Raw genomic sequence first — 26,203 nt, forward strand, 5'->3', positions numbered from 1 at the left:
AATGATCGGCACCTGCCGGCCAGCAGCCGGCACTACCAGATGTAACTATTTGCGCGACGCAGCAACGACCTCAATGTGGGGTAGGCTTGAGCGGATTCCGTTCCCGAGGCCAGTGCGTCGCAGATGAACGAGTACCGTAGCAGCATCGTTTTTGCCACTCCCGATATTCCCCTGCGTGACGATGTACGCCGACTCGGCGCACTGGTCGGCGACCTGCTCGCCGAGCAGGTCTCCACGCAGTTTTTCGATGATGTGGAACAGGTGCGTACGCGCGCCATTGCCCGCCGCGAAAGCGACGCCCCCCTGTCCTATCTCAACGATGCACTGACCGGCCTGCCGCCGGCGCGCGCCGAAGCGATGGTGCGTGCGTTCAGTACCTATTTCCAGGTGGTGAACATCGCCGAGCGCGTGCATCGCATCCGCCGCCGACGCGACTACCAGCGCGCCGGTACTGCTACGCCGCAGCCGGATGGCCTGCAGGATGCACTGGTCAACCTCAAGGCGCAGGGCGTGACCCTGGCCGAACTGGCCGAGTGGCTGCCGCGCATCGACATCGAGCCGGTGTTCACCGCGCATCCGACCGAAGCGGTCCGCCGCGCGCTGCTGGAAAAAGAGCAGTTGATGGTGGCCAGCCTGGTCGACAACCTCGACGGCCAGCGCACGCCGGGTGAAGCCGCCGCCGATGCCGCGCGCTTCCGCATGGCGCTGACCGCCTCGTGGCAGACCACCGATTCCTCGCCGGTGCGCCCGACCGTGGAAGACGAGCGCGAACACGTCGGCTTCTATCTGGTGCAGGTGCTGTACCGGGTGATCCCGGTGCTGTACGAATCGCTGCAGCAGGCGCTGCTGGATACCTATGGCGAAACACTGCCGCTGCCGCGCCTGCTGCGCTTCGGTACGTGGGTGGGCGGCGACATGGACGGCAATCCGAACGTGGATGCCGGCACCATCCGCAACACGCTCGATGCCCAGCGCCAGGCCGTGCTCGGCCGCTACCAGAAAGACCTGCTGCAGCTGGCCAGCCTGCTGAGCCAGTCCACCGAACGGGTCGCGGTCAGCGATGAGCTGCAGGCGCGCGTGGATCACTACAAGGCATTGCTGCCCAAGGTCACCTCGCGGCCGCGGCATGCCGACATGCCCTATCGCCTGCTCAACGACCGCATGCGTGCGCGCGTGCAGGCGACGATGGAGGATGCGGACGGTGCGTATGCATCGCCACAGGAGCTGACCGACGACATCGAGCTGATCCTGCGCAGCCTGCACGACAACAAGGGCGACCACGCCGGCGGTTTCGCGGTGCGTCGCCTGCTGTGGCGGGTACGCACCTTCGGCTTCCACCTGGCGCGGTTGGATGTGCGCCAGGAATCCAGCGTGCATGGCCGCGCGCTGGCCAGCGTGCTGGATGGGCAGGACGCCTGGGACGCCGCCGATGCGGTCACCCGCGCGGCGCGCCTGGCCCCGTTCGCCAGTGGCGAGCAGGCACTGCCGGCGAGCAGTGAAGAAGGCGGTGAGCGCCTGGACGCGGTGTTCGCGGCCCTGGCCGATGCACGCCACCGGCACGGTGCCGACGCGCTGGGCAGCTACATCATCTCGATGGCACATGACCGCAGCGACGTGCTCGCGGTGCTCGCGCTGGCGCGCCGCGGTGGCCTGGTGGATGACGCCGGCGCGGTGCCGCTCGACATCGCCCCGCTGTTCGAAACGGTGGACGATCTCAAGCGCGGCACCGAGACTCTGCGCGATCTGCTCGCCGATCCGGTCTACCGCACGCACCTGGCCTCGCGCGGCGATGTGCAGATGGTGATGCTCGGCTATTCGGACAGTGGCAAGGACGGCGGGATCGCGGCCTCGCGCTGGGGCCTGCAGCGCGCCCAGGTGGAACTGCTGGAGGTCGCCGCCGAGAACGACATCCGGCTGACCTTCTTCCACGGCCGTGGCGGCTCGATCAGCCGCGGTGGCGGCAAGACCACGCACGCTGTGGATGCCTCGCCGCGCGGCAGCATCGACGGCCGCCTGCGCGTGACCGAACAGGGCGAAGTGATCCATCGCAAGTACGGCATCCGCGCGTTGGCGCTGCGTTCGCTGGAGCAGTCCACCGGTGCGGTGCTGCGCTCCAGCCTGCGCCCGCGCGCAGCAGAGCCGCGCGAGGACCAGTGGCGCCCGGTGATGGACCTGATCGCGCAGAAGAGTGCGGATGCGTACCGTGCCTTCGTCGGCCAGAAAGACTTCATGCAGTACTTCCGCCTGGCCACGCCGATCGACGTGATCGAGCGGATGACCCTGGGCTCACGCCCCTCGCGCCGTCTGGGCGAGGATGCCGCGCTGACCAACCTGCGCGCGATTCCATGGGTGTTCGCCTGGAGCCAGGCGCGTGCGGTGATCCCGGGCTGGTATGGCGTCGGCAGTGGCCTGCAGGCGGCGATCGACGCTGGCCACGAAGACATTCTGAAAGAGATGGCGCGCGACTGGCCGTTCTTCAGCACCTTCCTGGACGACATCGCGATGGTGCTGTCCAAGGGCGACCTGACCATCGCCGAGCAGTTCTCGCAGCTGTCCGGTGCATTGCATGGCCGCTTCTTCCCGCAGATCCGGGGTGAACTCGAGCTCACCTCGAAGTGGATCCTCGCGCTGACCGGGCAGGACGAGCTGCTCCAGCACGATCAGCGTCTGGCGCTGTCGATCCGGCTGCGCAACCCTTACATCGATCCGATCAGCGTGCTGCAGGTGGACCTGCTGCGGCGCTGGCGCGACAGCCGGGGCGAAGACGATGACGTGCTGCGTGCGCTGGTGGCCTGCGTGAATGGCGTCTCGCAGGGCGTACAGAACACCGGGTAACCCATGACCGGTAGTGCCGGCCGCTGGCCGGCAGCCCGCGCCATCTGGCATGCATCGACCAACGGTCGATACCTACCGGGTAGGCCATGACCGTTGGTCATGGCGCATCGCCCGGCGCAGGCGGATTGGACGCCAGCAGCTCCAGGTGGCGCTGCTCCATCTCCTCGCGAAGCTGGCGGCGGATCAACGCGGCGGCATGCCGGCGGCGTTCGTCGCTGGTGTCCAGTTGCAGTGGCGGTACCGGCGTGGGCTTGCCGTCCTCGTCCACCGCGACCATGGTGAAGAAGCAGCTGTTGGCATGGCGCACGCTGCGCTTGAGGATGTCCTCGGCCACCACCTTGACCCCGATCTCCATCGAGGAGGTGCCGGTGTAGTTCACCGAGGCCAGGAAGGTGACCAGCTCGCCGACCGCGATCGGCTGGCGGAACATCACCTGGTCCACCGAGAGCGTGACCACGTAGCTGCCGGCATAGCGGCTGGCACAGGCGTAGGCGACCTGGTCGAGCAGGCGCAGCACCGCACCGCCGTGCACCTTGCCGGAGAAATTGGCCATGTCCGGGGACATCAGCACGGTCATGGACAGCTGGTTGGATTTGAATTCGGGCATGGGCCGATTGTAGCGGCCGATCGGAGGCCCGGTAGTGCCGGCCGCTGGCCTGCAGCCAGGCAGATCCTGCCGGACGTCACGAGGTTGCCGGCCAGCGGCTGGCACGACCGCAAAAGAGAAGGGCCGCTTGCGCGGCCCTTCGTGTTTCTTACTTCAGCTTCGCATCCGCGCGCAGGGCGGCGGCGCGATCGGTCTTCTCCCAGGAGAAGGCGGTCGCGTTGACCTGTTCGCCAGCACCGTTGGTGTAGCTGAACTCCTTGGCCTTGCGGCCGAAGTGGCCGTAGGCGGCGGTCTGCTGGTACATCGGGTGGATCAGGTCCAGCATCTGGATGATGCCGTACGGGCGCAGGTCGAAATGCTTGCGGATCAGCTTTTCGATCTTGTCATCGCTGATCTTGCCGGTGCCGAAGGTGGTGACCGAGATCGAGGTCGGCTCGGCCACGCCGATGGCGTAGGAGACCTGCACTTCGCAACGGTCGGCCAGGCCGGCGGCAACGACGTTCTTGGCGACGTAACGGGCCGCGTAGGCGGCCGAACGGTCGACCTTGGACGGATCCTTGCCCGAGAACGCACCACCACCGTGACGGGCCCAGCCGCCGTAGGTGTCGACGATGATCTTGCGGCCAGTCAGGCCACAGTCGCCCACCGGGCCGCCGATCTCGAACTTGCCGGTCGGGTTGATGTGGAACTTGGTGCCCTTGTGCAGCCACTTGGCCGGCAGCACCGGCTTGATGATCTCTTCGCGGACGGCCTCGATGAGGTCCTTCTGCTTCACGCCCGGGGCGTGCTGGGTCGACAGCACCACCGCGTCGATGGCCGAGACGGCGCCGTTTTCATAGCGCAGGGTGACCTGGCTCTTGGCGTCCGGGCGCAGCCAGGACAGCGGCGAGTTCTTCTTCTTGCGGATCTTGGCCTGCTGCTCGACCAGGCGGTGCGACAGGTGGATCGCGGCCGGCATGTAGCTGTCGGTCTCGTTGGTGGCATAGCCGAACATCAGGCCCTGGTCGCCAGCGCCCATTTCTTCGGGCTTCTTGCGGTCCACGCCCTGGGCGATGTGCGGCGACTGCTTGCCGATCAGGTTCAGCACGCCGCAGGTCGCGCCGTCGAAACCGACGTCGGAGCTGTCGTAGCCGATGTCCAGGATCACCTTGCGGGTCAAGGCTTCCAGGTCGATCCAGGCGCTGGTGGTGATTTCACCGGCGACGATCGCCACGCCAGTCTTGACCATGGTTTCGCAGGCCACGCGCGCACGCTTGTCCTGGGTCAGGATCGCGTCCAGCACCGCATCGGAGATCTGGTCGGCAATCTTGTCCGGATGGCCTTCGGAGACCGATTCGGAGGTGAACAGGTAGCTGGACATCAGGCGTAATATCCTTTGATTCGGATGGAAAGATGGGCGCGAATGATACACGGCAAGTCGCGCACTTGCATTGTGCGCCAGCACGGGTTGCCCGTGGTTAAGCCCGCGTGCCCGTCGCAGGGCCCGGTGTGACGGGATTGAGGGCCAGCGTCACCGCCCAGTGTTCCACCAGCGTGACAGTGGGCAGCAGCGGTCCGCAGCCCGGCCCTCCCGGCGCCCACGGCCCGCGCAGCGTGGCGCAGGACCCGACCGGTCGTCATCCCACTGTCGTTGAACCGCCACCGGTCTGTCGTGCCGCAGGCGCAGGCTTCGGCGCATCCGGCCGCCGGGCATGAGGAGCACGCCATGCAGGATCTCGAGCAGCGCGACGTGCGGGAGGCCACCAAGCGTCCCGTGACCACCCTGCCGCCCCATCGGCGGGCCGTGTTCCTTTCCGACGTCCACCTCGGCTCTCGCCACTGCCACGCCGCCGAGCTGGCCCGGTTCCTGGCCGACCTGCGCTGCGAACGCCTGTACCTGGTGGGCGACATCATCGACCTGTGGTGGATGGCGCACCGCCGGACCGCTTGGCGGCCGGCCCACAGCGACGTGATCCAGGCACTGCACGCACTGCAGCGGGCCGGCACCGAGATCATCTACATCCCCGGCAATCACGATGCCTCGCTGCGCAAGGTCTGCGGGTTGATGCTGCCGGCCATGCAGGTGCGGCGGCGGGCGATCCACGTGACCGCCGACGGGCGGCGCCTGCTGGTCGTGCATGGCGACGACTACGACGGTGTCACCCACTTCGGCGGCCTGCAGGAGAAGTTCGGCGACTGGCTGTATTACCGCATCCTCACCGGCAACCACCTGCTCAATGCGGCGCGGCGGCGGCTCGGCCAGCGCTACTGGTCCCTGTCCGAATTCCTGAAGAAGCGCAGCGGCGCGGCCGAGCGCTACATCGAGCGCTTCGTCCAGGCCGGGCTGGACGACGTGCGCCGGCGCGGCCTGGATGGCATCGTCTGCGGGCACATCCACCGCGCGGCGCTGGTGGAGCGCGACGGACTGATCTATGCCAACGACGGCGACTGGGTCGAAAGCCTGACCGTGCTCGCCGAGGATCCGGACGGCACCCTGCGACTGCTGGATCACACCGGGCGGACCCTGGTGGCGCTGCCCGGCAACGCCGCATGGGCCAGAGCCGCCTGAGCGCAACGCCCCCGGCGCACGCACGCTTGCGGCTGCTAGCATCGGCCGATGGACTCCTTTACCCAGATCGTACTCGGCGGCGCAGTGGCCGCCGCCATCGCCCCGGCCGGCCATCGCCGCGCTGCTCTGTTGGCCGGTGCCGCACTCGGCACCCTGCCGGACCTGGACGCGCTGGTGCTGGCCTTCACTGCGGCCGATCCGGTGGCGCTGATGGTCGAGCACCGCAGTTACAGCCACTCGCTGCTGGTGCTGCCGTGGGTCGCCGCGCTGATCTGGTGGCTGTTCAAACGCTTTGGTCACGGCCGCGTGGCGCAGGCGCCGGGCCGCTGGTTCTGGGCGATCCTGCTGGCGCTGATCACCCATCCGCTGCTGGATGCCTTCACCGTCTACGGTACCCAGCTGTGGTGGCCGTTCACCCCGCACCCCACGATGTGGGCCAGCGTCTTCATCATCGACCCGCTGTACACGGTATGGCTGCTGCTCGCCTGCGCGGTGGCGTGGTTCGCGCGGGCGCGGCCGTTGGCGCAGAAGGCACTGGTGGCCGGCCTGGTGCTCAGCAGTGGCTACCTGGGCTGGTCGCTGCTGGCCAAGCACACCGTTGATCGTGAAGCTGATCGTGTGCTGGCCGCGATGGGCCTGGGCGATGCCCCGCGCTTCTCGGTGGCGATGCCGTTCAACACGCTGCTCTGGCAGGTCGTCGCGATGACGCCCAACGGCTACCTGATCGGCGAGCGCTCGCTGATCGCCGACCGCGGCCCGATGACCTTCGAGGGCCATCCCTCCAACGTGCAGGCCCTGCGCCAGGCGGCCACGCTGCCGGCCGTGCAACGACTGAACTGGTTCAACCGCGGCTTCATGCGTGCGCAGGTGGTCGATGGCGAGCTGCGGCTCAGCGACCTGCGCATGGGCCTGGAGCCGGACTACACCTTCACCTTCGCGGTGGCGCGGGCCGATGGCGAAGGCTGGGCGGCGATCACGCCGCGACAGCTGCGTCCGGCGTATGAAGGGGAGCAGGGCAGGGCGATGGTGAAACGCCGGTTCGCGGCGATGTGGCAACGCATCTGGCACGCACCGACGAACGCCGAGGTCATCGCACCCAAGGCAGGATGGACGGAGGCACCGTGACCGAGCGGTTCGACATGGAAATCAATGGCACGCGCTACACCCGGCTGGCCGATGTGCCGCCGGAGTATCGCGCCCTGTTGCTGGAGCTCACCCCGGGCCGGTCCGCCGAGCAGCCGGCGGTGCCGTTGCGCGAGATCATGCGCAAGGCCAAGGCGCAGCCGGACCGCGAACGCCAGCAGCAGGTGCTGCTGGACGAGCTGCGCAAGGTCGATCCCGAACGCGCGCGACGCATGCAGAACAAGATCACCGAGCGCAGCCAGCGGCCGGCCACCGGTACGCTGGAAGTGGGCAGCACGCCGACCGCGCGGCCGCGCGAAGGCGCCCGCAACACCGCCGGTGGCAGCACGGTGGCCCCGGGGGACCGGGGCGGACTCGGTATCTGGTTGCTGCTGGCCGCTGCGGTCGTGGTGACCGTGATCGCCTGGGCGACGCGGTAGGTCCGCGACGCGATCAGTACACGGTCGCGCGGGCCTGCACGAAGGAGAAGAAGAACACCGCGTTCGGGTCGTTCTGGACCAGGCTGAACTCGCGGCGCATGCCGTCCACCGTCTCCTGGTCGACCAGCCCGGCGTCCAGCAGGGGATCGGCGGCCGACAACAGCAGCTGCTCCCAGAACGCGATCATGGTCTTGCGACGCGCCGGTTCGCGGTTGTCCAGGTGGATGGTCTTGATCTCGGTGTGCACATCGCGGAAGCCGCCGGCCAGCAGCAGGTTGCCGAGCTTGGCGCCGACGAACGGATCGCCCCCGTGGTCGTACTGGAAATCATTGAAGGCCATCCAGTAGCGCCAGATGTGCGGCGAATACGGATCGAGCAGGAACGAGGCGTTCATCACTTCGGTGACATACACCGGCGAGCCGGGTACCAGCACGCGGCGCACTTCGTTGAGCACCCGCGCCGGTGACGGCACGTGCTCCAGCACCCAGCACAGGAACGCCGCGTCGAACTCGCGGGCGCCGAACGGCAGGTTGCCGGCATCGGCCTGCAGCAGCGTGTAGCGCTCGCGGCACCACGGCGTCTTGGCCAGGTTGGTGGCGGCGGTGGCGAGCTGCGCCTCGCTCAGGTCCACGCCGGTGACATGCAGCTCCGGGAAGCGCCGCAGCAGGATGTCCGTCTGCGCCCCGACGCCGCTGCCGACTTCCAGCAGACGCTGCGCGCCGCTGTAATCGATGCCGCTGAAGATGCTCGATTCGAACAGGCGCGACTGGGTGACCAGGCGGTGCTGCTCGGTATCGGAAAAGCCGTGGAGGTAGGTCGGTGCAGTGATCGGCGGGGTCATGGCGGAAGGCTCAGGCAGCGGACGACAGCGGCTCGCCGGCAGCGAGGGCATCGAAATAGTCGGTGGTCAGGGCGACCTGGCTGGCGGCGTCTTCGGCGCGGTTGACCACTGCACGGAAGGCGGCGTTCTCCGGCCGGTCCTTGGCGTACCAGCCCAGGTGCTTGCGCGCGATGCGCACGCCCTGCTGCTCGCCGTAGAAATCGTGCAGTGCGTGCAGGTGCCCCAGCAGCAGGTCGCGCACCTCGGCGATCGAGGGCGGCGCCAGCAGCGCGCCGGTGGCCAGGTAGTGCGCCACCTCGCGGAAGATCCACGGGCGCCCCTGGGCGGCACGCCCGATCATCACCGCATCCACGCCGGTCTGCTTGAGCACCTGCGCGGCTTTCTGCGGTGAATCGATGTCGCCGTTGGCGATCACCGGAATGCGCAGCGCGGCCTTGATCGCAGCAATGGTCTCGTACTCGGCGGTGCCGGTGTAGTGCTGGTCGCGGGTACGGCCATGCACGGCCAGCGCGGCGATGCCGCTGTCTTCGGCGATGCGCGCGATCAGCGGGCCATTGCGGTGGTCGCAATCCCAGCCGGTGCGGATCTTCAGCGTGACCGGCACGTCCACCGCGTTGACCACGGCGGTGAGGATGCGCGCGACCAGGTCTTCATCGCGCATCAGGGCCGAGCCGGCCCAGGCGTTGCAGACCTTCTTGGCCGGGCAGCCCATGTTGATGTCGATGATCTGCGCGCCGTGGTCCACGTTGTAGCGCGCCGCCTCCGCCAGCTGCTGCGGCTCGGTACCGGCGATCTGCACGCTGATCGGGTCCGGCTCGCCGGCATGGTCCATGCGGTGGAGCGATTTGCGGGTGTTCCAGAAGCGCGGATCGGAGATGGTCATCTCCGAGGCAGCCAGACCCGCGCCCAGCCGTTTGCACAGCAGGCGGAAGGGCTTGTCGGTGACACCGGCCATCGGCGCCAGCACCACGTTGGGCTGGATGTTGTAGGGGCCAATCTGCATGTGCGCATTGTAGTGCCGGCCGCTGGCCGGCAACCAAGCAGACACCGACGCGCGTTCAGGCCGATCCGGAAGGGTCTGATGCGCTCCGGTCATGAGCATATGCTTGACGATTGCTTCCGCCGCCCCCAGCGGCGGCTGATGCTGGCCGGTTACCGGTCGCGGTTACGCGCGAAAACGTACCGACCAACGGTCGCGCTCAGGGCGCCGGACCACAGGCATAGGCCAGCACGGCCAGATGACGCTGCGGGTCCAGCCCGAGCAGGGCCAGCACGGCGGCGTCCTCGAACGAGCCGATCGCGCAGCCGGCGGCATGCATCGCCGCCACTTCCTGCCCCAGTGCGCCCAGCCAGACCCCTGCCTCGATCAATACGAAGCGGCCACCGCGCTCGCCGTACTTGGCCAGCGTGCCGGCCGGTTCGGCGATCAGGAACAGCACGGCCGCCGGCCGCTCCGGCCAGTCCACGCCGAGCAGCCTGGACAGCGCCGGCCATGCCGGGCAGGGCCCTACCGGCACCAGTGCATGTCCGATCGGGTCGTACCAATGGATGACCGGCGCTGCGGCGATCGCGTCATCGGTGCCGTACAGCGCGGCATAGGCCTGGATCGGGTATTTGGCACCGCCGGACGGCAGGCGCCGCGTGTCACTGTCGCCGGGCCGGGCCCGCAGCGGGGCCAGCACGCGCCCCAGTTCCTGCGCGCCCCAGCGCGCGTCACCGAAACGACGGCCACTGTGGCGCTGCGCCAGCGCATCGCCGGGGTGTACCGGGTCCGGCAGGGCGACGCCGGCCGCTGCATGCAAGGGCCGCGGTGGTGACCAGGCGCGCGCGGCATCCTCGGCGATGCGCGCGCGCATCACTTCAGCGCGCGCGGGATTCAGCTCGCCGTTGTGCCAGAACAGATGGAACAGCGGGGCATCCTGCCAAGGGGAAGGCGGTGACGGCATGCGGTCCTCGGGGATCAGCCCAATGGATGCGGGAAGGGATTCGGAAACGCGCCGCTGTGCGGCACGCCGGGATAGCGCCAGGCCACGTCCTGGCAACGGCCGCCGAGGAACGGCGCACGCTCGTCGGCATGCAGGCCACTGAGCTGCGGCGACAGCACCCGCATCACCCGCAGGCCGGCCGCGGCCACATCGGCGGTGGTCAACTCGCGGTAGTACAGCGCGATGCCGGCACGGCCCAGCTGGCGCCGCAGCAGATCGAGCTCGGTGATGGCGCGCGGCGCAGCGGGACGCATCACCCCGCCCGGTGGCGGCAGCTGCAACGTGCTGTCGCCCGCCTCCCGCAGCAGCGGCAGCTGCGGCCACAGGTCCGGGCGCAGGGTGTAGAACGCGGCATGTTCGTCGAAGCTGCGCAGCGCAGCCGGTTCACGCGGAAGCCGCGCGCTTTCGCGGCCACACAGGTGCGCGGCAAAGGTCAGCGCCTGCTGCCATTCCAGCAGCGCCTTGTGCAGCGCCTCACCCGGATCGGCGCGGCAGGCGATGCCGAGGACTTGCCGGGCGCGGCCTTCGAACGGGATGCCGCCCGCGACCGCGATCACCGGGTGCGGGTTCCAGTGCTGGGTCAGGTCGAAGGCCTGCAGTTCGCCCCCGCGCGCGTCCACGAATGCCTGCCATTGGGCGGGCAGCGCGATTCTCCGGCCGGCCACGCCGTTGAGCCAGGTCACCGCCAGCGCATCGCGCTCCAGCAGCTCCTGGGCCGCGCGCAGCAGCGCCAGCCAGGCGCCCTCGCGGCCATCCCGCCAGGCCGCCAGGCCACTGGACGTCGACGGCAATCGCGCCTGGCCGCTGCGCGGCCCCAGTCCGACCAGTTCCTGCGGCACCCAGGCCACCCGGTTGTCATCCAGCGCATGCACCGCTGCGAACAGATCGTCGTCGCGTTCGGGCATCGGCCATGGAAAACCCGGCGTTGCACGTTGGCGGGCCGAGAACAGCGCGAAGGCCGATTCGTCCAGGCGTTGTGCGGGCGTCAGCGCATCGCGGCGCCGCACTTCCAGGCTCGCCTGCGCCGCCGCCAGTCGCTCCAGGGCTTCGGCGACCGCGCCATCGGCGGCCGCATCGGCCTCCAGCGCGACCGCGCCTGAGACGCCCTGCCAGGGATTGGCCGGATCGGCCGGGGTGGCGGCATTGTGTACGCGCCGTCCCTCGAACAAGGGGCCGGTGGCATCGCAGGGGTTGGCCTCGATCGGCTGGGCCGGGCGCACCAGACCGCAGCGCGGACGCGCCGCGCCATGCAGCAGGTGCGACGACAACGTTGGCGTGTCCACCGCCGCCGCCTGCACGGCGGCGCGGCTCATTTCAACACGCTCAGCCAGAGCATCATCTCGAGCGCGCCGACCGCGAACAGGCCCAGCAGCAGCCCGATGGCGATGCCGATGCCGCGCCCGAGCGAACGCCCCGCGCGTTCGTAGACGAGGGCATAGATGCCGAGATACAGCCCGACGGCGACGAACAGCCCGAAGATCGGGTTGGAGGTGCTCATGAAAATGCCGCCGCCGATCGCGGCCAGCGGCAAGGCGAACAGGCCCAGCAGCACCCGGCTCGTGCGGCTCAGCCCTGCCGCCGGCACTGTAGGCGTGGCTGACGCTGATGCCGTCTCCGGACGGTCCGGCTCCGCAGCAAGCGGCGACTCGGGCAGCGGGGGAGGCTGCGGGGCGTGAGCACCGGTGCCGGTATCGACGGGAACTGCCGTGGCGTGCGCTTCGCTGCTATTGGCGGCGGGCGCAACGGGGTCCAGCCTGCCGAGCACCACCGCGGACAGCACCGAGGTGCCGAGCAGGGTGACGACGCAGGAACTGCAGGTGGTCGAGGTCGAGCCGCCGCCTGCGGCGGCAAGGTCCTGGCGCGAAGCACTGGCATCGAACTGGGTCGGCAGGCGATACATGGGGTCACTCCCTTGACCGAGGCGGAAACGCCCGGCGCGGGAGGCACATTATCACGGGCGCGCGGCGTCCCAAGGCAGCGGCAGCGGTGCCGGCAGCGCCGCCTCCCCGCCCTGGCAGGCGGGGCACCACGGCAGCCTCAGCACCCGGTCGCGCTCCCCGTGCAGGCGATGCAGGTCGAGCCAGACGCTGCGTTCGAGATAGCCCAGCAACAGCTGGGGCTGATCCAGCAAGGGGGCGACCAGCGCCGCGATCCGTGCCGGCTGCGCGGCGACGGCGGGCAGCGCCGGCACCATGGCGTCGCCCCACCGGCGCAGCACCCGGTTGCCGAGGCAATACACGCAGGCGCTCTGGCCCGGCACCACATACGGCCCGAGCGCGAGCGTGTGGTGATAGCTGAGGTCGAGCAGCAGATGCGGCTGTGCCGGCATGCGTGCGCGGTAACGGGTGAGGGCCTGTTCCCAGCCGAGCCCATGCCGGACCAGGACCAGCAGATCGGCATCGGCGACGGCCTCCACGCGCTGCAGATCCGCGCTGGCATGCTGGTCGAAGGCGTCGGCCAATCCGGGCAGGGGGTCGCCGAGCCAATCGAGTGCATAGCGGCGCACGTTGCGCACGGCCTGCAGCGGCACCAGTACACCGAGGCGTATCAGCTGGCGGACCGCCGGGCCGCAGTCGGGATCGTCCTCGAGCATCGCCAGCGTGTCGTCCTGCCAGTGGCCGAGGATTCGTTCGACGACCGTCGGCGTATCCGCCTCATCGACCACGTAGAGCTCGTCGGCGCCACCGGAGACCAGCAGCAGCGGGCGCTGCGCATGGGTCTGCGAGAACACGGCCCAGGCCGGATTGCGCGTCCATCGCAGTGCGTCCGCGTGTGGGCCTGCGTGTTGCTGACTGCCTGCTGCTGCCACTGCGTACAGTCCCTGTATCCGCGAAAGCGCAAGGATAGCGGCAAACAGGCGTGCCACGTTCTGCTAGGGTGCGCGCGTGCCCCTACCGCCTCATGCCAACCCTTCGGTCCCCCAGCCGCCCTGGCGCGAGGCCATGCTGTGGATGCTGCTGCTCGGCGCGATGTTCATCCACGGCTACAGCTGGACCAACCACTGGGCCGCCAGCCAGCCGCAGACGTACAGCCTGCACGGTCGCTGGGACGAGGTGATGCCGTTCTGGGCGTGGACGATCTGGCCCTACCTGGCGCTGAACCTGCTGTACCCGCTGACGTTCTTCCTCTGCCCGACCCGATCGGCCCTGCGCCGCCATGCGCTGGCCATCGCGCTGGTGCAGGCCGCCTGCATGCTCGCCTTCGTGTGCTGGCCGACCGGCAACGTGCGTGTTTTGCCGCAGCCGGATGGCGTGAGCGGGCTGTTGTTCGCACAGCTGCGCGCGTTCGAGGCGCCGTTCAACATGGCGCCGTCGCTGCATGCCGCGGTATTGGTGGTGGTCTGGCAGGCATGGCGGCAGTGGCTGCAGGCCGATGCGGCGGTACTGCGCTGGCTGTGGCACGGCGCGTGTGGGCTGATCCTGCTCTCGACGCTCACCACCTGGCAGCACGATCTGCTGGACGTGCTTGCCGGACTTCTGGTGGGTGCGCTGGCACTGTGGATCACGCGCTGCATGCCGACGTCGCTGGGGCGTACCGCGAGCTCAGGGGCCCCGTAGCGACCGGCAGGCCCCTCGGCAAATGTCCCCCGGCCGCCGCCTGGCGGCGACAGCCTCCTCCTTGATTTTGCCCAGGGGCCTACCGGCCGCTACGGGGCTCCGGCTCGCGGCAGGCAGAAGGGAAACCGGCGCTTTCCATGCAGCGCCAGTAGTCTGGACACGTGGGGCGCGATGCCCTTGTGGGCGAAATAAAGGAGGAGGGGGCGGCCGCAGGCCGACGCCGGGGGACATTCGCCGGCAAGGGCATCGCGCCCCAGCGCTCGACCCACCCGCCGCCGCGCCTGGAAAGCCACAGAGCGCGCTTCACCCGTGCCGCGCACAGTGAAGAACAAAAAAAAAGGCCAGCGCGAACGCTGGCCTCTCGGTATGCACCTCGGTGAGGCTTACTTGTTTTCGGCGTCGGCCGGGGTGAAGTGCGGCATCGCCGCGGCGGCGCCTTCCTTCTCGGTCGAACGGCCGGCGAACTGGTTGGCGAAACGCACGTGGCGGGCAAACGCTGCCTCCGGGTCCTGCGCGATCGAAGCGACCAGGGCGCCGTTGAACGCATCGCCCGCACCGGTGGTGTCCAGCACCTGCACCTGCTCGGCGCCCACGCGGTAGTACGGCTGGGTGTCGCCACGCAGGTTCTCTTCGGCGTGCGAAACGAACACGCCGACCGAACCCAGCGTCACCACCACGGTGCCGTTGCCGACCAGCTTGCGGCACAGCGCATGCAGGCTGGCGCCATCCAGCGCGGCGACGTCGTTGGCCTCCACGCGCTCGCCGACATGACGGCCGAGCAGGGCGGCGAACTCGGTCTCGTTCGGGGTCAGCACGTCGGCCAGCTTGAGCAGGCCGATGCTGGACGGCGCATCGGCAGGGGCCACGTTGAGCACGGTGGTGGCACCGGCCTCACGCGCGATCGCCAGGGCGGCTTCGATGGTTTCCACCGGCGATTCCAGCTGTGCCAGCACCACCTTGGCGCCGGCCAGCAGCGCGCGCTGCTGTTCGACGAAGTCCAGGCTCAGCGCCGCGTTGGCACCCGGGCCGATCACGATGGTGTTGCGGCCACGGCTGTCGACATAGATGCCGCCGGTGCCGGTCGGCTCGCTGCTGGCCTCGGCGGTCAGCGCGAAGCCGTCCTGCTCGGCCAGCCCACGGGCCATCGCACCGCCGGCGTCATCGCCCAGCGCGCACAGGAACGTGGTCGGCGCGCCGGCGCGGCGGGCGGCCACGGCCTGGTTGAAGCCCTTGCCGCCGGGACCGGTGCTGTAGCGGCCGGCAATGGTCGCACCCGGGGCCGGGAGCGACTCACAACGCCAGACATGATCCACATTGAAGGAACCGATTACGACGACACTGCTACTCATAAAGACTGTTTCTCAAGGAACGGATATCAGCTGAAATGCGTCAGCACGCCGGCGATGGTCGCCGTCATGAAGGTGGCAATGGTACCGCCGAGCACCGCGCGCAGGCCGAACTTGGCCAGATCGTGGCGACGCTCCGGCGCCAGGCCACCAATACCACCGATCTGGATCGCGATGGAACTGAAGTTGGCAAAACCGCACAGTGCGTAGGTCGCGATCAGGCGGCCCTCGTCGGACAGGGTCACGCCCGGCACCCGGCCGTTGACGATTTCCGACAACTTCGAGTACGCCACGAACTCGTTGATGACGACCTTCTGGCCGATCAGCGAGCCCACGGTGGTGGCATCGACCCACGGGGTACCGATCACCCAGGCGATCGGGGCCAACACGTAGCCGAAGATGGTCGACAGGTCGGTCGGGCGACCGATCATCGCCTGCAGGCCGCTGATCTCGCCCAACCAGGTGAGCGGAGCATTGACCAGGGCGATCAGCGCGATGAAGGCCAGCAGCATCGCGCCGATGTTCAGCGCCAGCTTGAGGCCGTCGCCGGCGCCAGCTGCGGCCGCGTCGATGATGTTGCTGGAGGTCTTCTCCACTTCCATCTTGACCGTGCCGCGGGTCAGCGGGGTGCCGGTTTCAGGCACCAGCAGCTTGGCCACCACCAGGGTGGCCGGGGCGGCCATGATGCTGGCGGCCAGCAGGTGCTTGGCGAAATAGGCCTTCTGCACCGGATCGTCGCCGCCGAGCATGCCCACGTAGGCGGCCAGCACGCCGCCCGCGATGTGCGCCATGCCGCCGATCATCATGGTGAGCAGTTCGGACTGGGTCATCTTGGCGATGTACGGGCGCACGGTCAGCGGCGCCTCGGTCTGGCCGATGAAAACGCTGGCACAGACGCTGGTGGTTTCCGCACCGGACACGCGCATGATCTTGGTGATCGACCAGGCCATGGCGCGCACGATCGCCTGCATCACGTTGAGGTGGTACATGACCCCCATCAGCGCCGAGAAGAAGATGATGGTCGGCAGCACCTGGAAGGCGAAGATGAAGCCGAACCGCTTGGTGTCCATCAGGCTGCCGAAGATGAAGATCGAGCCCGCATTGACGAACTCGAGGATCTTGACGAAGCCCTTGCCCAGCGCATCGAACACCTCGCGGCCACCGGGCACCAACAGCACCACCGCCGCGAAGGCGATCTGCAGGGCGATACCGGTGACGATCAGGCGCCAGTCGACAGCCCGCTTGTTGTTCGAGAACAACCAGGCAATGCCGATCAGCACTGCCAACCCGAACAGGCCGAAGCCAATCCTGCCCAAACCTTCGACCATGAGACTTCCCTTTGGGGCGCCGCGAAAAACGGGAAGCCTAGAGCAGCGGCAAGGGCGGGGCAAGGAAAAGCAGCGTCCGCGAGCCGATCGGTCGTGATCGGGCCAGTATCGGCAAGGCATGGCTCGATTTCCACAGAGCGTGTCATGGCCCGTGAGATCAGGGGGTCCGGCCTGCGCGCGCTGCGCGCCACCCTCTACACTTACCGGTATCGATCCGGCCCGGTCGCGGGCCCGCAGCAGGAGAACCACATGCTCTATCGCCGTCTTGGCTCCACCGGCCTGAAGCTCTCGGCCCTGTCCTTCGGGGCCTGGGTGACCTTCGGCGATCAGATCGGCCGCGACGAGGCCCGCAAACTGATCGCCACCGCCTGGGATGCCGGGGTCAACTTCTTCGACAACGCCGAGGGCTACGCCCGTGGTCGCGCCGAGCAGGTGATGGGGGATGTGATCGCCGACCTGCGCCTCCCACGCGACGGCTTCTGCGTCTCCAGCAAGGTGTTCTTCGGTGCGGTCGACGACCCGCGTCCGACCCAGCACGGCCTGTCGCGCAAGCACGTGACCGACGCCTGCCACGCCGCGCTCAAGCGCCTGCGGGTGGAATACCTGGATCTTTATTACTGCCATCGCCCGGATCCGGACACCCCGATCGCCGAGACCGTGCAGGCGATGGATACCCTGATCCGCCAGGGCAAGGTGCTGTACTGGGGCACCTCGGAGTGGTCGGCCGCGCAGATCCAGGAGGCGGTGGACATCGCCCGCGCGCGCAACCTGCATGCGCCTTCGATGGAGCAGCCGCAGTACAACCTGCTGCACCGTGAGCGGGTCGAGCGCGAGTACGCCCCGCTGTACGCGGAGGCCGGCCTGGGCACCACGATCTGGTCGCCGCTGGCCTCCGGCCTGCTGACCGGCAAGTACAACGCGGGGATCGACCCGCAGTCCCGGCTGGGCCAGGAACAGCTGGGCTGGTTGAGGACGCAGGTGCTCGACGACGGCAGCGACCGCATGGAACGGGTGCGCCGCTATACCGCACTGGCCGCGCAGCTCGGTGTTTCCCCGGCGCAGCTGGCGATCGCCTGGTGCCTGCGCAACCCCAATGTGTCCAGCGTGATCCTCGGCGCCAGCCGGGTCAGCCAACTGGAAGAGAACCTGGGGGCGCTGGCCCTGTTCGAACAGCTGGATGAGAGCGTCTGGCAGCAGGTGGATGCGGTGTTTGGTTGATCGGGTCGGGTTGGGTGCGGGGGAGCAGGCACCTCAATGTCCTGCCACCCCCGGACCGGTAGTGCCGGCCGCTGGCCGGCTCCCCAGCTCTCTGAAACGGCACGCTTCCCCATTGCGATTGACAAAGCCTATTGATAGCTGGCGTTCGATCATTAATGTCATCTATCAAAGTGAGAATGGTTGTTGATTGTCAACTGAGAATCATTATCATTTGACTCGCCCCTCGCAACGAGTCCAGACGATGAACACTCAAGCTGCTGTACTGCTGCGCCCCGAAACGCTGACCCTCCGCGACCGTCCGGTCCGCGTGGTCCCGCCGGAAGAAGTGATCGACAGCGAAGCCCTGCTCAAGGGACGTCGCGAAATCCTGATCCAGCACGGCGACCGGTTCTATCGCCTGCGCCATACCAGCAACGATAAGCTCATTCTGACCAAGTAATGCCGGCCCGCTGGCCGACTGAGGCAGTGCCGGCCGCAGGCCGATTCCGGTAGTGCCGGCCGCTGGCCGGCTGCTTCAGCAGTCAGCGACCGTGGTCCACATCCATGCGGGTCCCGCACCTCCCCCCGCGGCTCGCCATGGTCCCAGCTCTCTCCCCCTCGACACTCCGCCGTCGACTCCGGTCTCCGGCGTGGGTCGAGGGTCTCCTCCGCAACCGCCGAGTGCAGGTAGATCGCCATGAGCCGCGCCCTCTCCGTCGGCCGCCCACCGGGCCGCCATCCCATCGCCGGTCTACCCTCGGCCACGCAGCTTGCCTCGCTGGGTACCGTGCTGTGCCTGTACCGTCCCGACAGCAGTGAACTCGGTGGCTGGAAACACGCCGTCTCCGCGCATGCCTGCCAGGGCATGGACAGCGAAGGCATCCGCGAAAGCCTGTGCTTCGTCGATGCCCGCGGACGCTGCTGCTGGCGCCTGTATCTGCTGCCGGACAGCGACTTCCTCGCCTGGGACCGCCTGGTCTCCGCGTTCCCCGCGCGGCCCGAACCAGTCAACGACGCGGGTGTCGCCGAACGTCTCTGGCGTCGCCTCGCGGTGCGCCTGGGCAACGACGCCTGGCGCATGTGCGCGCTGCGCCTGCAGGTGGGCGAAGGCCGCGAACTCGCCGCCAGCCTGGCCTCGTTGTCGTCCCTGGGCGCCACCACCGCACGCCGGATCGGCAACGTGGAAGGTGCCGAAGGCGAGCTGTGGGTCGATGACTGCTGCTGCGCCACCGCCGCCCGCCGCGGCGGACCGTGGACTGCCGATGGCATGCCGGTGATCCAGCTGTAATGACGCACTCGCTCGCCCTCGCGGGGCTGCTGCTCGCGCTCACCGCCAGCGCGCACGCCGTACCGGCCGACCCTGCGCGCGACCACGCCAGCATCCTGGCGATGCAGGGCGAATACACCGTCGATTTCGCCTTCGACGAAACCGTCCTGCTCGCACCCGGCTACGAACGCGCGCCGGCCGTGCGCACCGGCGGCAACGAAGTGGTGATCGTGGTCGAAGACACTCCGACGCGGGTGGTGCTGCAGCACCTGCTGGTCGAACCCAAGAGTGGCCACGTCACCAAGCACTGGCGCCAGGACTGGGTGTACCAGGCACCGCACCGGTTCGAGTTCAGCGCCGACCAGACCTGGCAGGTGCGCCCGATTCCCGCAGCGCTCACCCGCGGCGCTTGGACCCAATGCGTCTACGAAGTCAGCGACGCACCGCGCTACTGCGGCACCGGCGCCTGGACCTACGACAACGGTATCCCCGCGTGGACCAGCGATCTCAGCTGGCGCCCGCTGCCACGCCGCGAATACACCCGCCGCAGCGACTACAACGCGCTCGCGGTGATCAACCGGCACACGCGCACACCGAACGGGTGGACCCACGAGCAGTTCAACACCAAGATCCTGCGGCGCCCCGACGGCACGCAGACACCGATCGCACGTGAGTTCGGCTTCAACGAGTACAACAAGACCACCGAGGTGGACTTCAAGCCCGCCTACGATTACTGGGCGGCCACAGCGGGTTACTGGGCGAAGGTGCGCCAGCGCTGGGACGGCTTCCTCGGGCAGGCACCGGGCGTGCACCTGAAGACCACACCCGACGGCATGGCCATGATCATCCCGCTGTTCACCCAGGCCCAGGACATCCAGGACGGCAAGACAGTGGTGGACACCGAGATCGACGCCGTCTTCCAGCAGTGGGTGGAAAAAGCACCACCAGAAAGCGCGCAGTAGCGCTACCCGCCAGCCTTCAGGCCGTGAACGCCAAGACGCCGTCGCTTTCGCTTTCAGTGCAACGGCGCCCCAAACTCACGCCTCCCGAAGCGCCAACGCCGGCGGCGTATGCAGAATCCGCCGCGTGCCCCACCAGCCGGCCAGCATGCTCAACCCAACCCCCAGCGCGCCGCCCACCAGCAACGGCACCCACGGCGGGCTCAGCGTCAACTCGAACACCTGCCGTGCCACAACGCTGCCCAGCAGCGCCGCCGTGCCCACGGCCAACAACGCCGACAACAGGCCGAGCGCACCAAACTCCACCAGCACCGCACCGCGCAGCTGACGGCGCGTCGCCCCCAGCGTACGCAGCACCGCACTGTCGTAGCGCCGTTCACCGGCCGTGGCCTGCAACGCCGCCAGCAACACCAGCAGACCGGCCAGCAGACTGAAGCCCATCACCAGCTGCACCGCCTGCGTCACCCGGTTGATCACTTCGCGCACCCGCTCCAGGATGCCGTCGATATCCAGCAGCGAAATGTTCGGATGCTCCCGCGTCAGCCCGGCCAGTGCCGGCGCCTGCGCGCGCGGCAGATGGAACGCGGTGATCAGGTTGTACGGCGCATCGGCCACCGCGCCTTCGTTGAGCAGCAGGAAGAAGTTGACCCGGAACGAATCCCAGTCCGCCTTGCGGATGCTGGTGACCGTGAAGCTGCGCTCCTGGTCGCCCATCTGCAGCGTCACCGTATCGCCCAGCTTCATCCCGTAGCGCTCGGCCCAGCCCTGCTCGATCGAGGCCTCGGCGGCCGTGCTTCCAGCCTTCCAGAACGTTCCGCTGAGCAGCGTATTGGCCGGCGGGAAATCGTGCCGCCACGAGAAGTTGACCGGCCGGTTGGCATCGTCATCCTCGTTGCTGTTGTCCTCGCGCGCCTGCCGCTGCGGCGGCCGGTCGTTGACCGCCAGCAGGCGGCCGGTACTGAACGGCTCGATGCCCGGCGCGACCACCCCGAGCCCACCCAAGGTGGCCAGCACCGCGTCGCGCTGCCCGGGCTGGATGTTCATCAGGAAGTAGTTCGGCGTATCGGTCGGCAGACGGTCGCGCCACTGCGCCAGCAGCCCAGGGCCGATCACCGACAGCAGCAACAATGCACACAGCGACAGCGACAGGCCGACCAGCTGCATCACCGCGAGTCCGCGTCGGCGCGTCAACGAGGCCAGGCCCAGCTTCCAGCGCCCGCGCAGGCGAGGCTGCAGCCCACGCAGCAGCCACAGCAGCAGCGCGCCGAGCGCACCGGCGAGGGCCGCCAGCGCCGCCAGCCCACCCAGCACCCACGTCGCCAGTTTCACATCGCCGGTGGCCTGCACGGTCAGTGCCACGGTCGCGGCCAGCGCGGCGGCATAAACCAGCATGGAACTCGGCGGCAGCGCGGCGAAGCTGCGGTTGAGCACGCGCATCGGCGGCACGCTGCGCAGGCGCAGCAGCGGCGGCAGGCCGAAGCCCAGCAGCAGCACCAGTCCGATGCCGGCACCACTCAGCGCCGGTGTGGCTTGGGGCAACGGCAGGCGGTTCGGAATCAACCCGCCCAGTGCCTGCACCAGCCCGGCCTGTGCGGCCATGCCCAGGCCGATGCCGACCAGGCACGCCGGCACCGCCAGCATCACCAGCTGCAGCGCCATCGCCGAGAGGATGTCGCGCTGGCGCGCGCCCAGGCAGCGCAGGATCGCGACCTGGTCGATGCGTCGCATCGCGAAGCGGTTGGCCGCCAGTGCGGTGGCGACACCGGCCAGCAACACCGCCAGCAACGCGGCCAGCGAGAGGAAGCGCCCGGCCAGATCGAACGCGCCGCGTACACCGCGCTGGGCGTCGGCGGTGCCGACAATGCGGTAGCCCTTGGCCTGCGGTGTGAGCCATTCGCGGAAGGCCTCGATCTGCGCCCGGTCACCCGCGAACATCATGCGATAGGACGCGCGGCTGCCCGGCCCGAGCAGGCCGGCGCGATCGACATCGATGCGGTTCACCAGCAGCGGCGGCGACAGCTGCATCAGCTCACCGGAGGTGTCCGGCTCGGCCTGCAGCACCCGGGTCACGGTCAACGCGCCCGCACCGAACTCCAGTGCATCGCCCACCTGCAGGCCAAGCGCCTGCATCAGCCGTGGATCGGCATACGCTTCGCCCGGCGGCGGCGTTCCCGTGGTTTCACTGGCGCTGTCGTGCAGGGTGCGGCTGACCCGCAGTTCGCCACGCAGCGGATAGCCGTCGGCGACCGCCTTGATGTTGGCCATCTGGCTGTCATCGCCGTGGAACAGCACGCTGGGGAAACTGACCATGCGCGTCGTGGCCAGCCCGCGCTCGCGCGCTGCATCGGCGAAGGTCTGCGGAACATCCTCGCGCCCGCTCAGGCCGAGGTCGCCGCCGAGCATTTCCGCCGCGCTGCTGGTCAATGCCAGCGTGACCCGGTTGACCAGGGTCCCGACCGCGGTCATCACCGCCACGCCCAGCACCAGCGCGGCGAACACGGTCAGCAGGTCACCGGCGAGGAACTCGCGGCGCAGCGCACGCGCCGCGTGGCGCACGACGTTCATGCGCCCGCGCCGGCAACGGTATCGGCCAGTCGGCCACCATCGAGCTGGTAGATGCGCTCGCAGCGCTGGGCCAGGCGCAGGTCGTGGGTGACCAGCACCAGGGTGGTATCGCTGGTGGCGTTGAGCGCGAACAGCAGGTCGCTGATCTGCTGCCCGGTGGCCTGGTCCAGGCTGCCGGTCGGCTCATCGGCGAACAGGATGCGCGGCCGCGCCACGAACGCGCGGGCCAGCGCCACACGCTGCTGCTCGCCGCCGGAGAGCTGGCGCGGGTAGTGACGTGCGCGGTGGCCCAGACCGACCTGCTCCAACACCTCGCGCACGCGCGCGGCATCCTCGCGGCCGGCCAGTTCCAGCGGCAGCGCGATGTTCTCTTCGGCGGTCAAGGCCGGCAGCAGGTGGAAGCTCTGGAAGACGAAGCCGACCTCGCGGGCGCGCAGCTGCGCGCGGGCTTCCTCATCGAGCGTGTTGAGCTCGGCACCGGCCAGCGCGATCGTGCCGTGGCTGGGCAGGTCCAATCCAGCGAGCAGGCCGAGCAGGGTGGTCTTGCCCGAACCTGAAGCGCCGACGATCGCCACGCTCTCGCCTTCATGGACGGTCATGTCAATGTTGTCCAGTATGTGGACTTCACCCTCCGGGCCACGTGCGGACTTGCCCACGTTGTGGGCGGCGATGGCGACGGGCGCGCTGCGGGGGGACAGGCTGTCGATGAGGATTCTCCAATGAACCAAGCAAACGGAAGGGGCCGCGCGGCCTCGATGGGCTGGCTGCTGGCATGGTTGCTGCTGATGCCGATGCTGGCCTGTGCCAAAGGTCCGGACACCCGTGCAGCGGTGCTGGTGGTCGGCGACAGCCTCAGTGCCGCCCACAATATCCCGGCCGCGTCGGGCTGGGTAAACCTGCTTCAGCAGCGGGTCAAACAACAGATCACGCCCCCGCCGGCGATCATCAATGCCAGCATCAGCGGCGAGACCACCGCCGGCGCGCTGACCCGCCTGCCCGGGCTGCTGGAGAAGCACCGGCCGTCCGTGGTGGTGATCGAGCTGGGCGGCAACGATGCCCTGCGCGGGCTGACCCCGGCGCAACTGCGCGGCAACCTGGAAAAGATGATCGTGGCCAGCCAGAAGGCGGGCGCGAAGGTGCTGCTGCTGGGCATCGACGTGCCGCCCAACTACGGCCCGGCCTACCGCCAGCGCCTGCGCCAGACCTATGCGGAGCTGGCCAAGGCGTACAAGGTGCCGCTGCTGCCGTTCCTGCTGGAAGGCGTGGCGTTGAAGCCGAACCTGATGCAGGCCGACGGGTTGCACCCCACCGCGGCTGCGCAGCCGCAGGTGCTGGAGAACGTCTGGCCGCTGCTCAAACCCCTGCTGTGATCGGTGTGCGGTGAACTTCACGCCGCGTCCACCGGCGATGCGGCATGTTTCACAAAGCTGAAGAAAGAGGGAATCCCATGCGTCAGACAAAGGAGACCTCCGGCCTGGTGCTGGTGGTCGAAGACAACCGTAATATTTCCGAGATGATCGGCGAGTACCTGGAAGGGCGCGGCTTCGAAGTCGACTACGCCCAGGATGGGCTGGACGGTTATCGTCTGGCGGCCGAGAACAGCTACGACGTGGTCGTGCTGGACCTGATGCTGCCGCGTCTGGACGGTATCGAAGTCTGTCGCCGGCTGCGCAACGACGCCCGCAAGTCGACGCCGGTGCTGATGCTGACCGCGCGCGACACGCTGGACGACAAGCTCACCGGCCTGGGGTTCGGCGCCGATGACTACCTGACCAAGCCGTTCGCGATCCAGGAACTGGAAGCCCGCCTGCGCGCGCTGATCCGCCGCGAGCGTCGCCAGGTCGGCTCGGAAGTGCTCAAGGTTGCCGACCTCGTGCTCGATCCGGTCAGCATGCGCGCCACCCGTGCCGGGACCGAACTGCAGCTCTCGCCGATCGGCCTGCGCCTGCTGACGATCCTCATGCGCGAATCGCCGCGCGTGGTGACCCGCCAGGAAATCGAACGCGAGATCTGGGGCAATGGCCTGCCGGACTCGGACACCCTGCGCAGCCATCTGTACAACCTGCGCAAGATCATCGACAAGCCGTTCGACCGCCCGCTGCTGCACACCGTGCAGAGTGCCGGTTACCGTATTGCCGATATCGCCCAGCCGATGAGCTGATGGGCGGTCGATCGCCGCTCGGCCGCCTGCGGGCGGCATGAGCGATCCGATCCTCCGGGACCCTCTGGAGCATGACGGCCCGGCGTTTGCCGGGCCGTTGTCATGGTTTGCACGATGGACTCACGGCAAGCTTTCCTATAATCGCCGCGAACCGCCCTGGACCCCGTAATGCCGCACGGTCTGCCGCGCAAGATCCGTATCGTCTTCATCCTCCAAGCCGTGCTCGCCAGCCTGGGCATCCTGCTGGGCGCCTGGCTGGTATCGCTGGTGATCAAGCACAGTCTGGTCAGCAGCGCACTGAAGGAAGAGGCCGGCTACTACTGGCAACTGCACGAGGCCTCGCCGGTGCAGCCGCCGCCCAATACCCAGAACATCCGCGGCTACCTGCTCGAGACAGGTCAGTCGCCGCTGAGCCTGCCGGCCAACCTGCGCACGCTCACGCCCGGCTTCCATGAGCTCAAGGACGACGACCAGCTGGTGCTGGTCGATGCGCGCCCGGAAGGCCGCCTGTACCTGGTGTTCCTGCGTTCGCGCGCGGAGATGCTGGCGTTCTGGTTCGGCATCGTGCCGGTGCTGCTGACGCTGTTGGCCGTCTATGGCGCCTCGTGGATCACCTACCGCGCATCCAAACGCCTGGTGTCGCCGGTCAACTGGCTGGCCCGGCGCGTCTCGCGCTGGGATCCGGGGCACCCGGAAGCCGCCGACCTGGCCCCGGCCAAGCTGCCGGCGGACATGCAGGGCGAGACCCGCCAGCTGGCGGCCGCGCTGCACTCGCTGGCGACCAAGGTCACCGCGCATGTCGCGCGCGAGCGCAACTTCACCCGCGATGCCAGCCACGAGCTGCGCACGCCGCTCACCGTGATCCGCGTGGCCAGCGACATGGCGCTGGGCGACCAGGACATGACCCCGCGCCTGCGCCGCGGCCTGCAGCGCATCCAGCGCGCCGGACGCGACATGGAGGCGGTGATCGATGCCTTCCTGATCCTCGCCCGCGAGGCCGATGTCGAGCCGCAGGTCGAGCTGTTCGACGTCAACGAGATCGTCCGCTACGAGGTGGACAACGCCCGCGAGCTGATCGCCGGGCGGCCCGTGGAAATCCATCTGCACAGCAGCGGCCCGGTGATGCTGCACGCACCGCCGCGGGTGCTGCAGGTGGTGGTCAGCAACCTGCTGCGCAACGCCTGCAGCTATACCGACGAAGGCCGCATCGACGTCGACGTCGAGGCCGACCGCGTGGTCGTGCGCGACACGGGGATCGGCATGTCCGCCGAAGCGCTGGGCCGTGCCTTCGAGCCGTTCTATCGCGCCGAGCCCAGCCGCCCGCAGGGCACCGGGCTGGGGCTGTCGATCGTGCGCCGGCTGTGTGACCGCTTCGGCTGGAAGATCGGCCTGGCCAGCGAGCCCGGGCAGGGCACGCAGGCCACGATCCACTACCGCTGAGCCGC

The 26,203-nt window shown here is 68.6% G+C and carries 24 protein-coding genes; 12 read left to right on the plus strand and 12 right to left on the minus strand.

The window, feature by feature from the left end:
- Positions 1 to 123: 123 nt before the first annotated feature.
- On the plus strand, positions 124 to 2,835 hold the full coding sequence (gene ppc, locus ABE473_RS14820) for a phosphoenolpyruvate carboxylase (protein WP_346490017.1): 2,712 nt from the start codon (positions 124 to 126) through the stop codon (positions 2,833 to 2,835).
- 97 nt (positions 2,836 to 2,932) lie between these two features.
- Here the strand turns inward: ppc and ABE473_RS14825 are convergent, their stop codons facing one another.
- Both ABE473_RS14825 and metK read right to left on the minus strand, forming a co-directional pair.
- Positions 2,933 to 3,442 (minus strand): acyl-CoA thioesterase, encoded by a 510-nt coding sequence (locus tag ABE473_RS14825; protein ID WP_179460780.1) that lies wholly within the window; start codon positions 3,440 to 3,442, stop codon positions 2,933 to 2,935.
- A 148-nt stretch (positions 3,443 to 3,590) separates the two neighbouring features.
- The gene (gene metK / locus ABE473_RS14830; protein WP_019182462.1) at positions 3,591 to 4,802 is read right to left on the minus strand and encodes a methionine adenosyltransferase; all 1,212 of its coding nucleotides are present in this window, start codon (positions 4,800 to 4,802) and stop codon (positions 3,591 to 3,593) included.
- Between the two features lie 345 nt (positions 4,803 to 5,147).
- Between metK and ABE473_RS14835 the strand changes: the two genes are divergently transcribed.
- Genes ABE473_RS14835 through ABE473_RS14845 form a run of 3 tightly spaced genes read left to right on the plus strand, consistent with a single transcriptional unit; the run spans position 5,148 to position 7,552 of the window.
- Positions 5,148 to 5,990 (plus strand): UDP-2,3-diacylglucosamine diphosphatase, encoded by an 843-nt coding sequence (locus tag ABE473_RS14835; protein ID WP_346490018.1) that lies wholly within the window; start codon positions 5,148 to 5,150, stop codon positions 5,988 to 5,990.
- Between the two features lie 48 nt (positions 5,991 to 6,038).
- Positions 6,039 to 7,115 (plus strand): metal-dependent hydrolase, encoded by a 1,077-nt coding sequence (locus ABE473_RS14840; RefSeq protein ID WP_346490019.1) that lies wholly within the window; start codon positions 6,039 to 6,041, stop codon positions 7,113 to 7,115.
- Positions 7,112 to 7,552 (plus strand): hypothetical protein, encoded by a 441-nt coding sequence (locus tag ABE473_RS14845; RefSeq protein ID WP_176990374.1) that lies wholly within the window; start codon positions 7,112 to 7,114, stop codon positions 7,550 to 7,552. Before ABE473_RS14840 ends, ABE473_RS14845 begins: the two co-directional genes overlap by 4 nt.
- A 13-nt stretch (positions 7,553 to 7,565) precedes the next feature.
- On the opposite strand, the gene ABE473_RS14850 is transcribed toward ABE473_RS14845, so the two are convergent.
- From ABE473_RS14850 to ABE473_RS14875, 6 genes are all read right to left on the minus strand, one after another.
- Positions 7,566 to 8,393 carry a methyltransferase domain-containing protein gene (locus ABE473_RS14850; protein ID WP_346490020.1) on the minus strand — a complete coding sequence of 276 codons (828 nt, stop codon included), beginning with the start codon at positions 8,391 to 8,393 and terminating at the stop codon, positions 7,566 to 7,568.
- 10 nt (positions 8,394 to 8,403) lie between these two features.
- Positions 8,404 to 9,396 carry a tRNA dihydrouridine synthase DusB gene (gene dusB / locus ABE473_RS14855; protein WP_179460784.1) on the minus strand — a complete coding sequence of 331 codons (993 nt, stop codon included), beginning with the start codon at positions 9,394 to 9,396 and terminating at the stop codon, positions 8,404 to 8,406.
- A gap of 196 nt (positions 9,397 to 9,592) precedes the next feature.
- Positions 9,593 to 10,339 carry a SagB/ThcOx family dehydrogenase gene (locus ABE473_RS14860; protein ID WP_346490021.1) on the minus strand — a complete coding sequence of 249 codons (747 nt, stop codon included), beginning with the start codon at positions 10,337 to 10,339 and terminating at the stop codon, positions 9,593 to 9,595.
- A gap of 14 nt (positions 10,340 to 10,353) precedes the next feature.
- Complete coding sequence (locus ABE473_RS14865; protein ID WP_346490022.1) at positions 10,354 to 11,691, minus strand: YcaO-like family protein; 1,338 nt, start codon at positions 11,689 to 11,691, stop codon at positions 10,354 to 10,356.
- Positions 11,688 to 12,278, minus strand: a complete 591-nt coding sequence (locus tag ABE473_RS14870) for a hypothetical protein (RefSeq protein ID WP_346490023.1) — start codon at positions 12,276 to 12,278, stop codon at positions 11,688 to 11,690. Before ABE473_RS14870 ends, ABE473_RS14865 begins: the two co-directional genes overlap by 4 nt.
- Before the next feature lie 51 nt (positions 12,279 to 12,329).
- Positions 12,330 to 13,109: a hypothetical protein gene (locus ABE473_RS14875; RefSeq protein ID WP_346490024.1), complete on the minus strand. Its 780-nt coding sequence runs from the start codon at positions 13,107 to 13,109 to the stop codon at positions 12,330 to 12,332.
- A gap of 211 nt (positions 13,110 to 13,320) precedes the next feature.
- Here ABE473_RS14875 and ABE473_RS14880 point away from each other — a divergent pair, with 211 nt between their 5' ends.
- Positions 13,321 to 13,935: a hypothetical protein gene (locus ABE473_RS14880; RefSeq protein ID WP_346490025.1), complete on the plus strand. Its 615-nt coding sequence runs from the start codon at positions 13,321 to 13,323 to the stop codon at positions 13,933 to 13,935.
- A 383-nt stretch (positions 13,936 to 14,318) separates the two neighbouring features.
- On the opposite strand, the gene ABE473_RS14885 is transcribed toward ABE473_RS14880, so the two are convergent.
- Together ABE473_RS14885 and ABE473_RS14890 are read right to left on the minus strand one after the other, a co-directional pair.
- Complete coding sequence (locus ABE473_RS14885; RefSeq protein WP_176990365.1) at positions 14,319 to 15,284, minus strand: ribokinase; 966 nt, start codon at positions 15,282 to 15,284, stop codon at positions 14,319 to 14,321.
- Between the two features lie 26 nt (positions 15,285 to 15,310).
- The gene (locus tag ABE473_RS14890) at positions 15,311 to 16,609 is read right to left on the minus strand and encodes a nucleoside transporter C-terminal domain-containing protein (protein ID WP_179460790.1); all 1,299 of its coding nucleotides are present in this window, start codon (positions 16,607 to 16,609) and stop codon (positions 15,311 to 15,313) included.
- Positions 16,610 to 16,858: 249 nt separating this feature from the next.
- On the opposite strand from ABE473_RS14890, the gene ABE473_RS14895 reads away from it, so the two are divergent.
- The 4 genes from ABE473_RS14895 (at position 16,859) to ABE473_RS14910 (ending at position 20,035) form a co-directional block, all read left to right on the plus strand.
- On the plus strand, positions 16,859 to 17,827 hold the full coding sequence (locus ABE473_RS14895; protein WP_346490047.1) for an aldo/keto reductase: 969 nt from the start codon (positions 16,859 to 16,861) through the stop codon (positions 17,825 to 17,827).
- A 241-nt stretch (positions 17,828 to 18,068) separates the two neighbouring features.
- Positions 18,069 to 18,266 (plus strand): hemin uptake protein HemP, encoded by a 198-nt coding sequence (locus tag ABE473_RS14900; protein WP_019182448.1) that lies wholly within the window; start codon positions 18,069 to 18,071, stop codon positions 18,264 to 18,266.
- 237 nt (positions 18,267 to 18,503) lie between these two features.
- Positions 18,504 to 19,094: a Hemin transport protein gene (locus tag ABE473_RS14905; protein ID WP_176990362.1), complete on the plus strand. Its 591-nt coding sequence runs from the start codon at positions 18,504 to 18,506 to the stop codon at positions 19,092 to 19,094.
- Positions 19,094 to 20,035, plus strand: coding sequence for a DUF6607 family protein (locus tag ABE473_RS14910; protein ID WP_346490026.1), 942 nt, complete (start codon positions 19,094 to 19,096; stop codon positions 20,033 to 20,035). The genes ABE473_RS14905 and ABE473_RS14910 overlap by 1 nt, the downstream gene beginning before the upstream one ends.
- Before the next feature lie 75 nt (positions 20,036 to 20,110).
- On the opposite strand, the gene ABE473_RS14915 is transcribed toward ABE473_RS14910, so the two are convergent.
- On the minus strand, positions 20,111 to 22,597 hold the full coding sequence (locus ABE473_RS14915; protein ID WP_346490027.1) for an FtsX-like permease family protein: 2,487 nt from the start codon (positions 22,595 to 22,597) through the stop codon (positions 20,111 to 20,113).
- Entirely contained in the window at positions 22,594 to 23,196 is a 603-nt protein-coding gene (locus ABE473_RS14920; RefSeq protein ID WP_179460794.1) for an ATP-binding cassette domain-containing protein, read from the minus strand. Before ABE473_RS14920 ends, ABE473_RS14915 begins: the two co-directional genes overlap by 4 nt.
- Positions 23,197 to 23,316: 120 nt before the next feature.
- On the opposite strand from ABE473_RS14920, the gene ABE473_RS14925 reads away from it, so the two are divergent.
- From ABE473_RS14925 to ABE473_RS14935, 3 genes are all read left to right on the plus strand, one after another.
- Positions 23,317 to 23,967 carry an arylesterase gene (locus ABE473_RS14925; RefSeq protein WP_176990358.1) on the plus strand — a complete coding sequence of 217 codons (651 nt, stop codon included), beginning with the start codon at positions 23,317 to 23,319 and terminating at the stop codon, positions 23,965 to 23,967.
- A 77-nt stretch (positions 23,968 to 24,044) separates the two neighbouring features.
- On the plus strand, positions 24,045 to 24,758 hold the full coding sequence (locus ABE473_RS14930) for a response regulator transcription factor (protein WP_019182442.1): 714 nt from the start codon (positions 24,045 to 24,047) through the stop codon (positions 24,756 to 24,758).
- Between the two features lie 168 nt (positions 24,759 to 24,926).
- The gene (locus ABE473_RS14935; RefSeq protein ID WP_346478267.1) at positions 24,927 to 26,198 is read left to right on the plus strand and encodes a HAMP domain-containing sensor histidine kinase; all 1,272 of its coding nucleotides are present in this window, start codon (positions 24,927 to 24,929) and stop codon (positions 26,196 to 26,198) included.
- Positions 26,199 to 26,203 lie beyond the last annotated feature (5 nt).

Origin of the sequence: Stenotrophomonas sp. TWI700, from assembly GCF_039673645.1 — a bacterium.
GTDB lineage: Bacteria > Pseudomonadota > Gammaproteobacteria > Xanthomonadales > Xanthomonadaceae > Stenotrophomonas > Stenotrophomonas maltophilia_AA.

What these genes read in the sequence shown, in the direction of transcription:
- ppc (WP_346490017.1), top strand. Translation starts at nt 124, where the DNA reads ATGAACGAGTACCGTAGCAGCATCGTTTTTGCCACTCCCGATATTCCC.
- ABE473_RS14825 (WP_179460780.1), bottom strand. Translation starts at nt 3,442, where the DNA reads ATGCCCGAATTCAAATCCAACCAGCTGTCCATGACCGTGCTGATGTCC.
- metK (WP_019182462.1), bottom strand. Translation starts at nt 4,802, where the DNA reads ATGTCCAGCTACCTGTTCACCTCCGAATCGGTCTCCGAAGGCCATCCG.
- ABE473_RS14835 (WP_346490018.1), top strand. Translation starts at nt 5,148, where the DNA reads ATGCAGGATCTCGAGCAGCGCGACGTGCGGGAGGCCACCAAGCGTCCC.
- ABE473_RS14840 (WP_346490019.1), top strand. Translation starts at nt 6,039, where the DNA reads ATGGACTCCTTTACCCAGATCGTACTCGGCGGCGCAGTGGCCGCCGCC.
- ABE473_RS14850 (WP_346490020.1), bottom strand. Translation starts at nt 8,393, where the DNA reads ATGACCCCGCCGATCACTGCACCGACCTACCTCCACGGCTTTTCCGAT.
- dusB (WP_179460784.1), bottom strand. Translation starts at nt 9,396, where the DNA reads ATGCAGATTGGCCCCTACAACATCCAGCCCAACGTGGTGCTGGCGCCG.
- ABE473_RS14860 (WP_346490021.1), bottom strand. Translation starts at nt 10,339, where the DNA reads ATGCCGTCACCGCCTTCCCCTTGGCAGGATGCCCCGCTGTTCCATCTG.
- ABE473_RS14865 (WP_346490022.1), bottom strand. Translation starts at nt 11,691, where the DNA reads ATGAGCCGCGCCGCCGTGCAGGCGGCGGCGGTGGACACGCCAACGTTG.
- ABE473_RS14870 (WP_346490023.1), bottom strand. Translation starts at nt 12,278, where the DNA reads ATGTATCGCCTGCCGACCCAGTTCGATGCCAGTGCTTCGCGCCAGGAC.
- ABE473_RS14880 (WP_346490025.1), top strand. Translation starts at nt 13,321, where the DNA reads ATGCTGTGGATGCTGCTGCTCGGCGCGATGTTCATCCACGGCTACAGC.
- ABE473_RS14885 (WP_176990365.1), bottom strand. Translation starts at nt 15,284, where the DNA reads ATGAGTAGCAGTGTCGTCGTAATCGGTTCCTTCAATGTGGATCATGTC.
- ABE473_RS14890 (WP_179460790.1), bottom strand. Translation starts at nt 16,609, where the DNA reads ATGGTCGAAGGTTTGGGCAGGATTGGCTTCGGCCTGTTCGGGTTGGCA.
- ABE473_RS14895 (WP_346490047.1), top strand. Translation starts at nt 16,859, where the DNA reads ATGCTCTATCGCCGTCTTGGCTCCACCGGCCTGAAGCTCTCGGCCCTG.
- ABE473_RS14900 (WP_019182448.1), top strand. Translation starts at nt 18,069, where the DNA reads ATGAACACTCAAGCTGCTGTACTGCTGCGCCCCGAAACGCTGACCCTC.
- ABE473_RS14905 (WP_176990362.1), top strand. Translation starts at nt 18,504, where the DNA reads ATGAGCCGCGCCCTCTCCGTCGGCCGCCCACCGGGCCGCCATCCCATC.
- ABE473_RS14910 (WP_346490026.1), top strand. Translation starts at nt 19,094, where the DNA reads ATGACGCACTCGCTCGCCCTCGCGGGGCTGCTGCTCGCGCTCACCGCC.
- ABE473_RS14915 (WP_346490027.1), bottom strand. Translation starts at nt 22,597, where the DNA reads ATGAACGTCGTGCGCCACGCGGCGCGTGCGCTGCGCCGCGAGTTCCTC.
- ABE473_RS14920 (WP_179460794.1), bottom strand. Translation starts at nt 23,196, where the DNA reads ATGACCGTCCATGAAGGCGAGAGCGTGGCGATCGTCGGCGCTTCAGGT.
- ABE473_RS14925 (WP_176990358.1), top strand. Translation starts at nt 23,317, where the DNA reads ATGAACCAAGCAAACGGAAGGGGCCGCGCGGCCTCGATGGGCTGGCTG.
- ABE473_RS14930 (WP_019182442.1), top strand. Translation starts at nt 24,045, where the DNA reads ATGCGTCAGACAAAGGAGACCTCCGGCCTGGTGCTGGTGGTCGAAGAC.
- ABE473_RS14935 (WP_346478267.1), top strand. Translation starts at nt 24,927, where the DNA reads ATGCCGCACGGTCTGCCGCGCAAGATCCGTATCGTCTTCATCCTCCAA.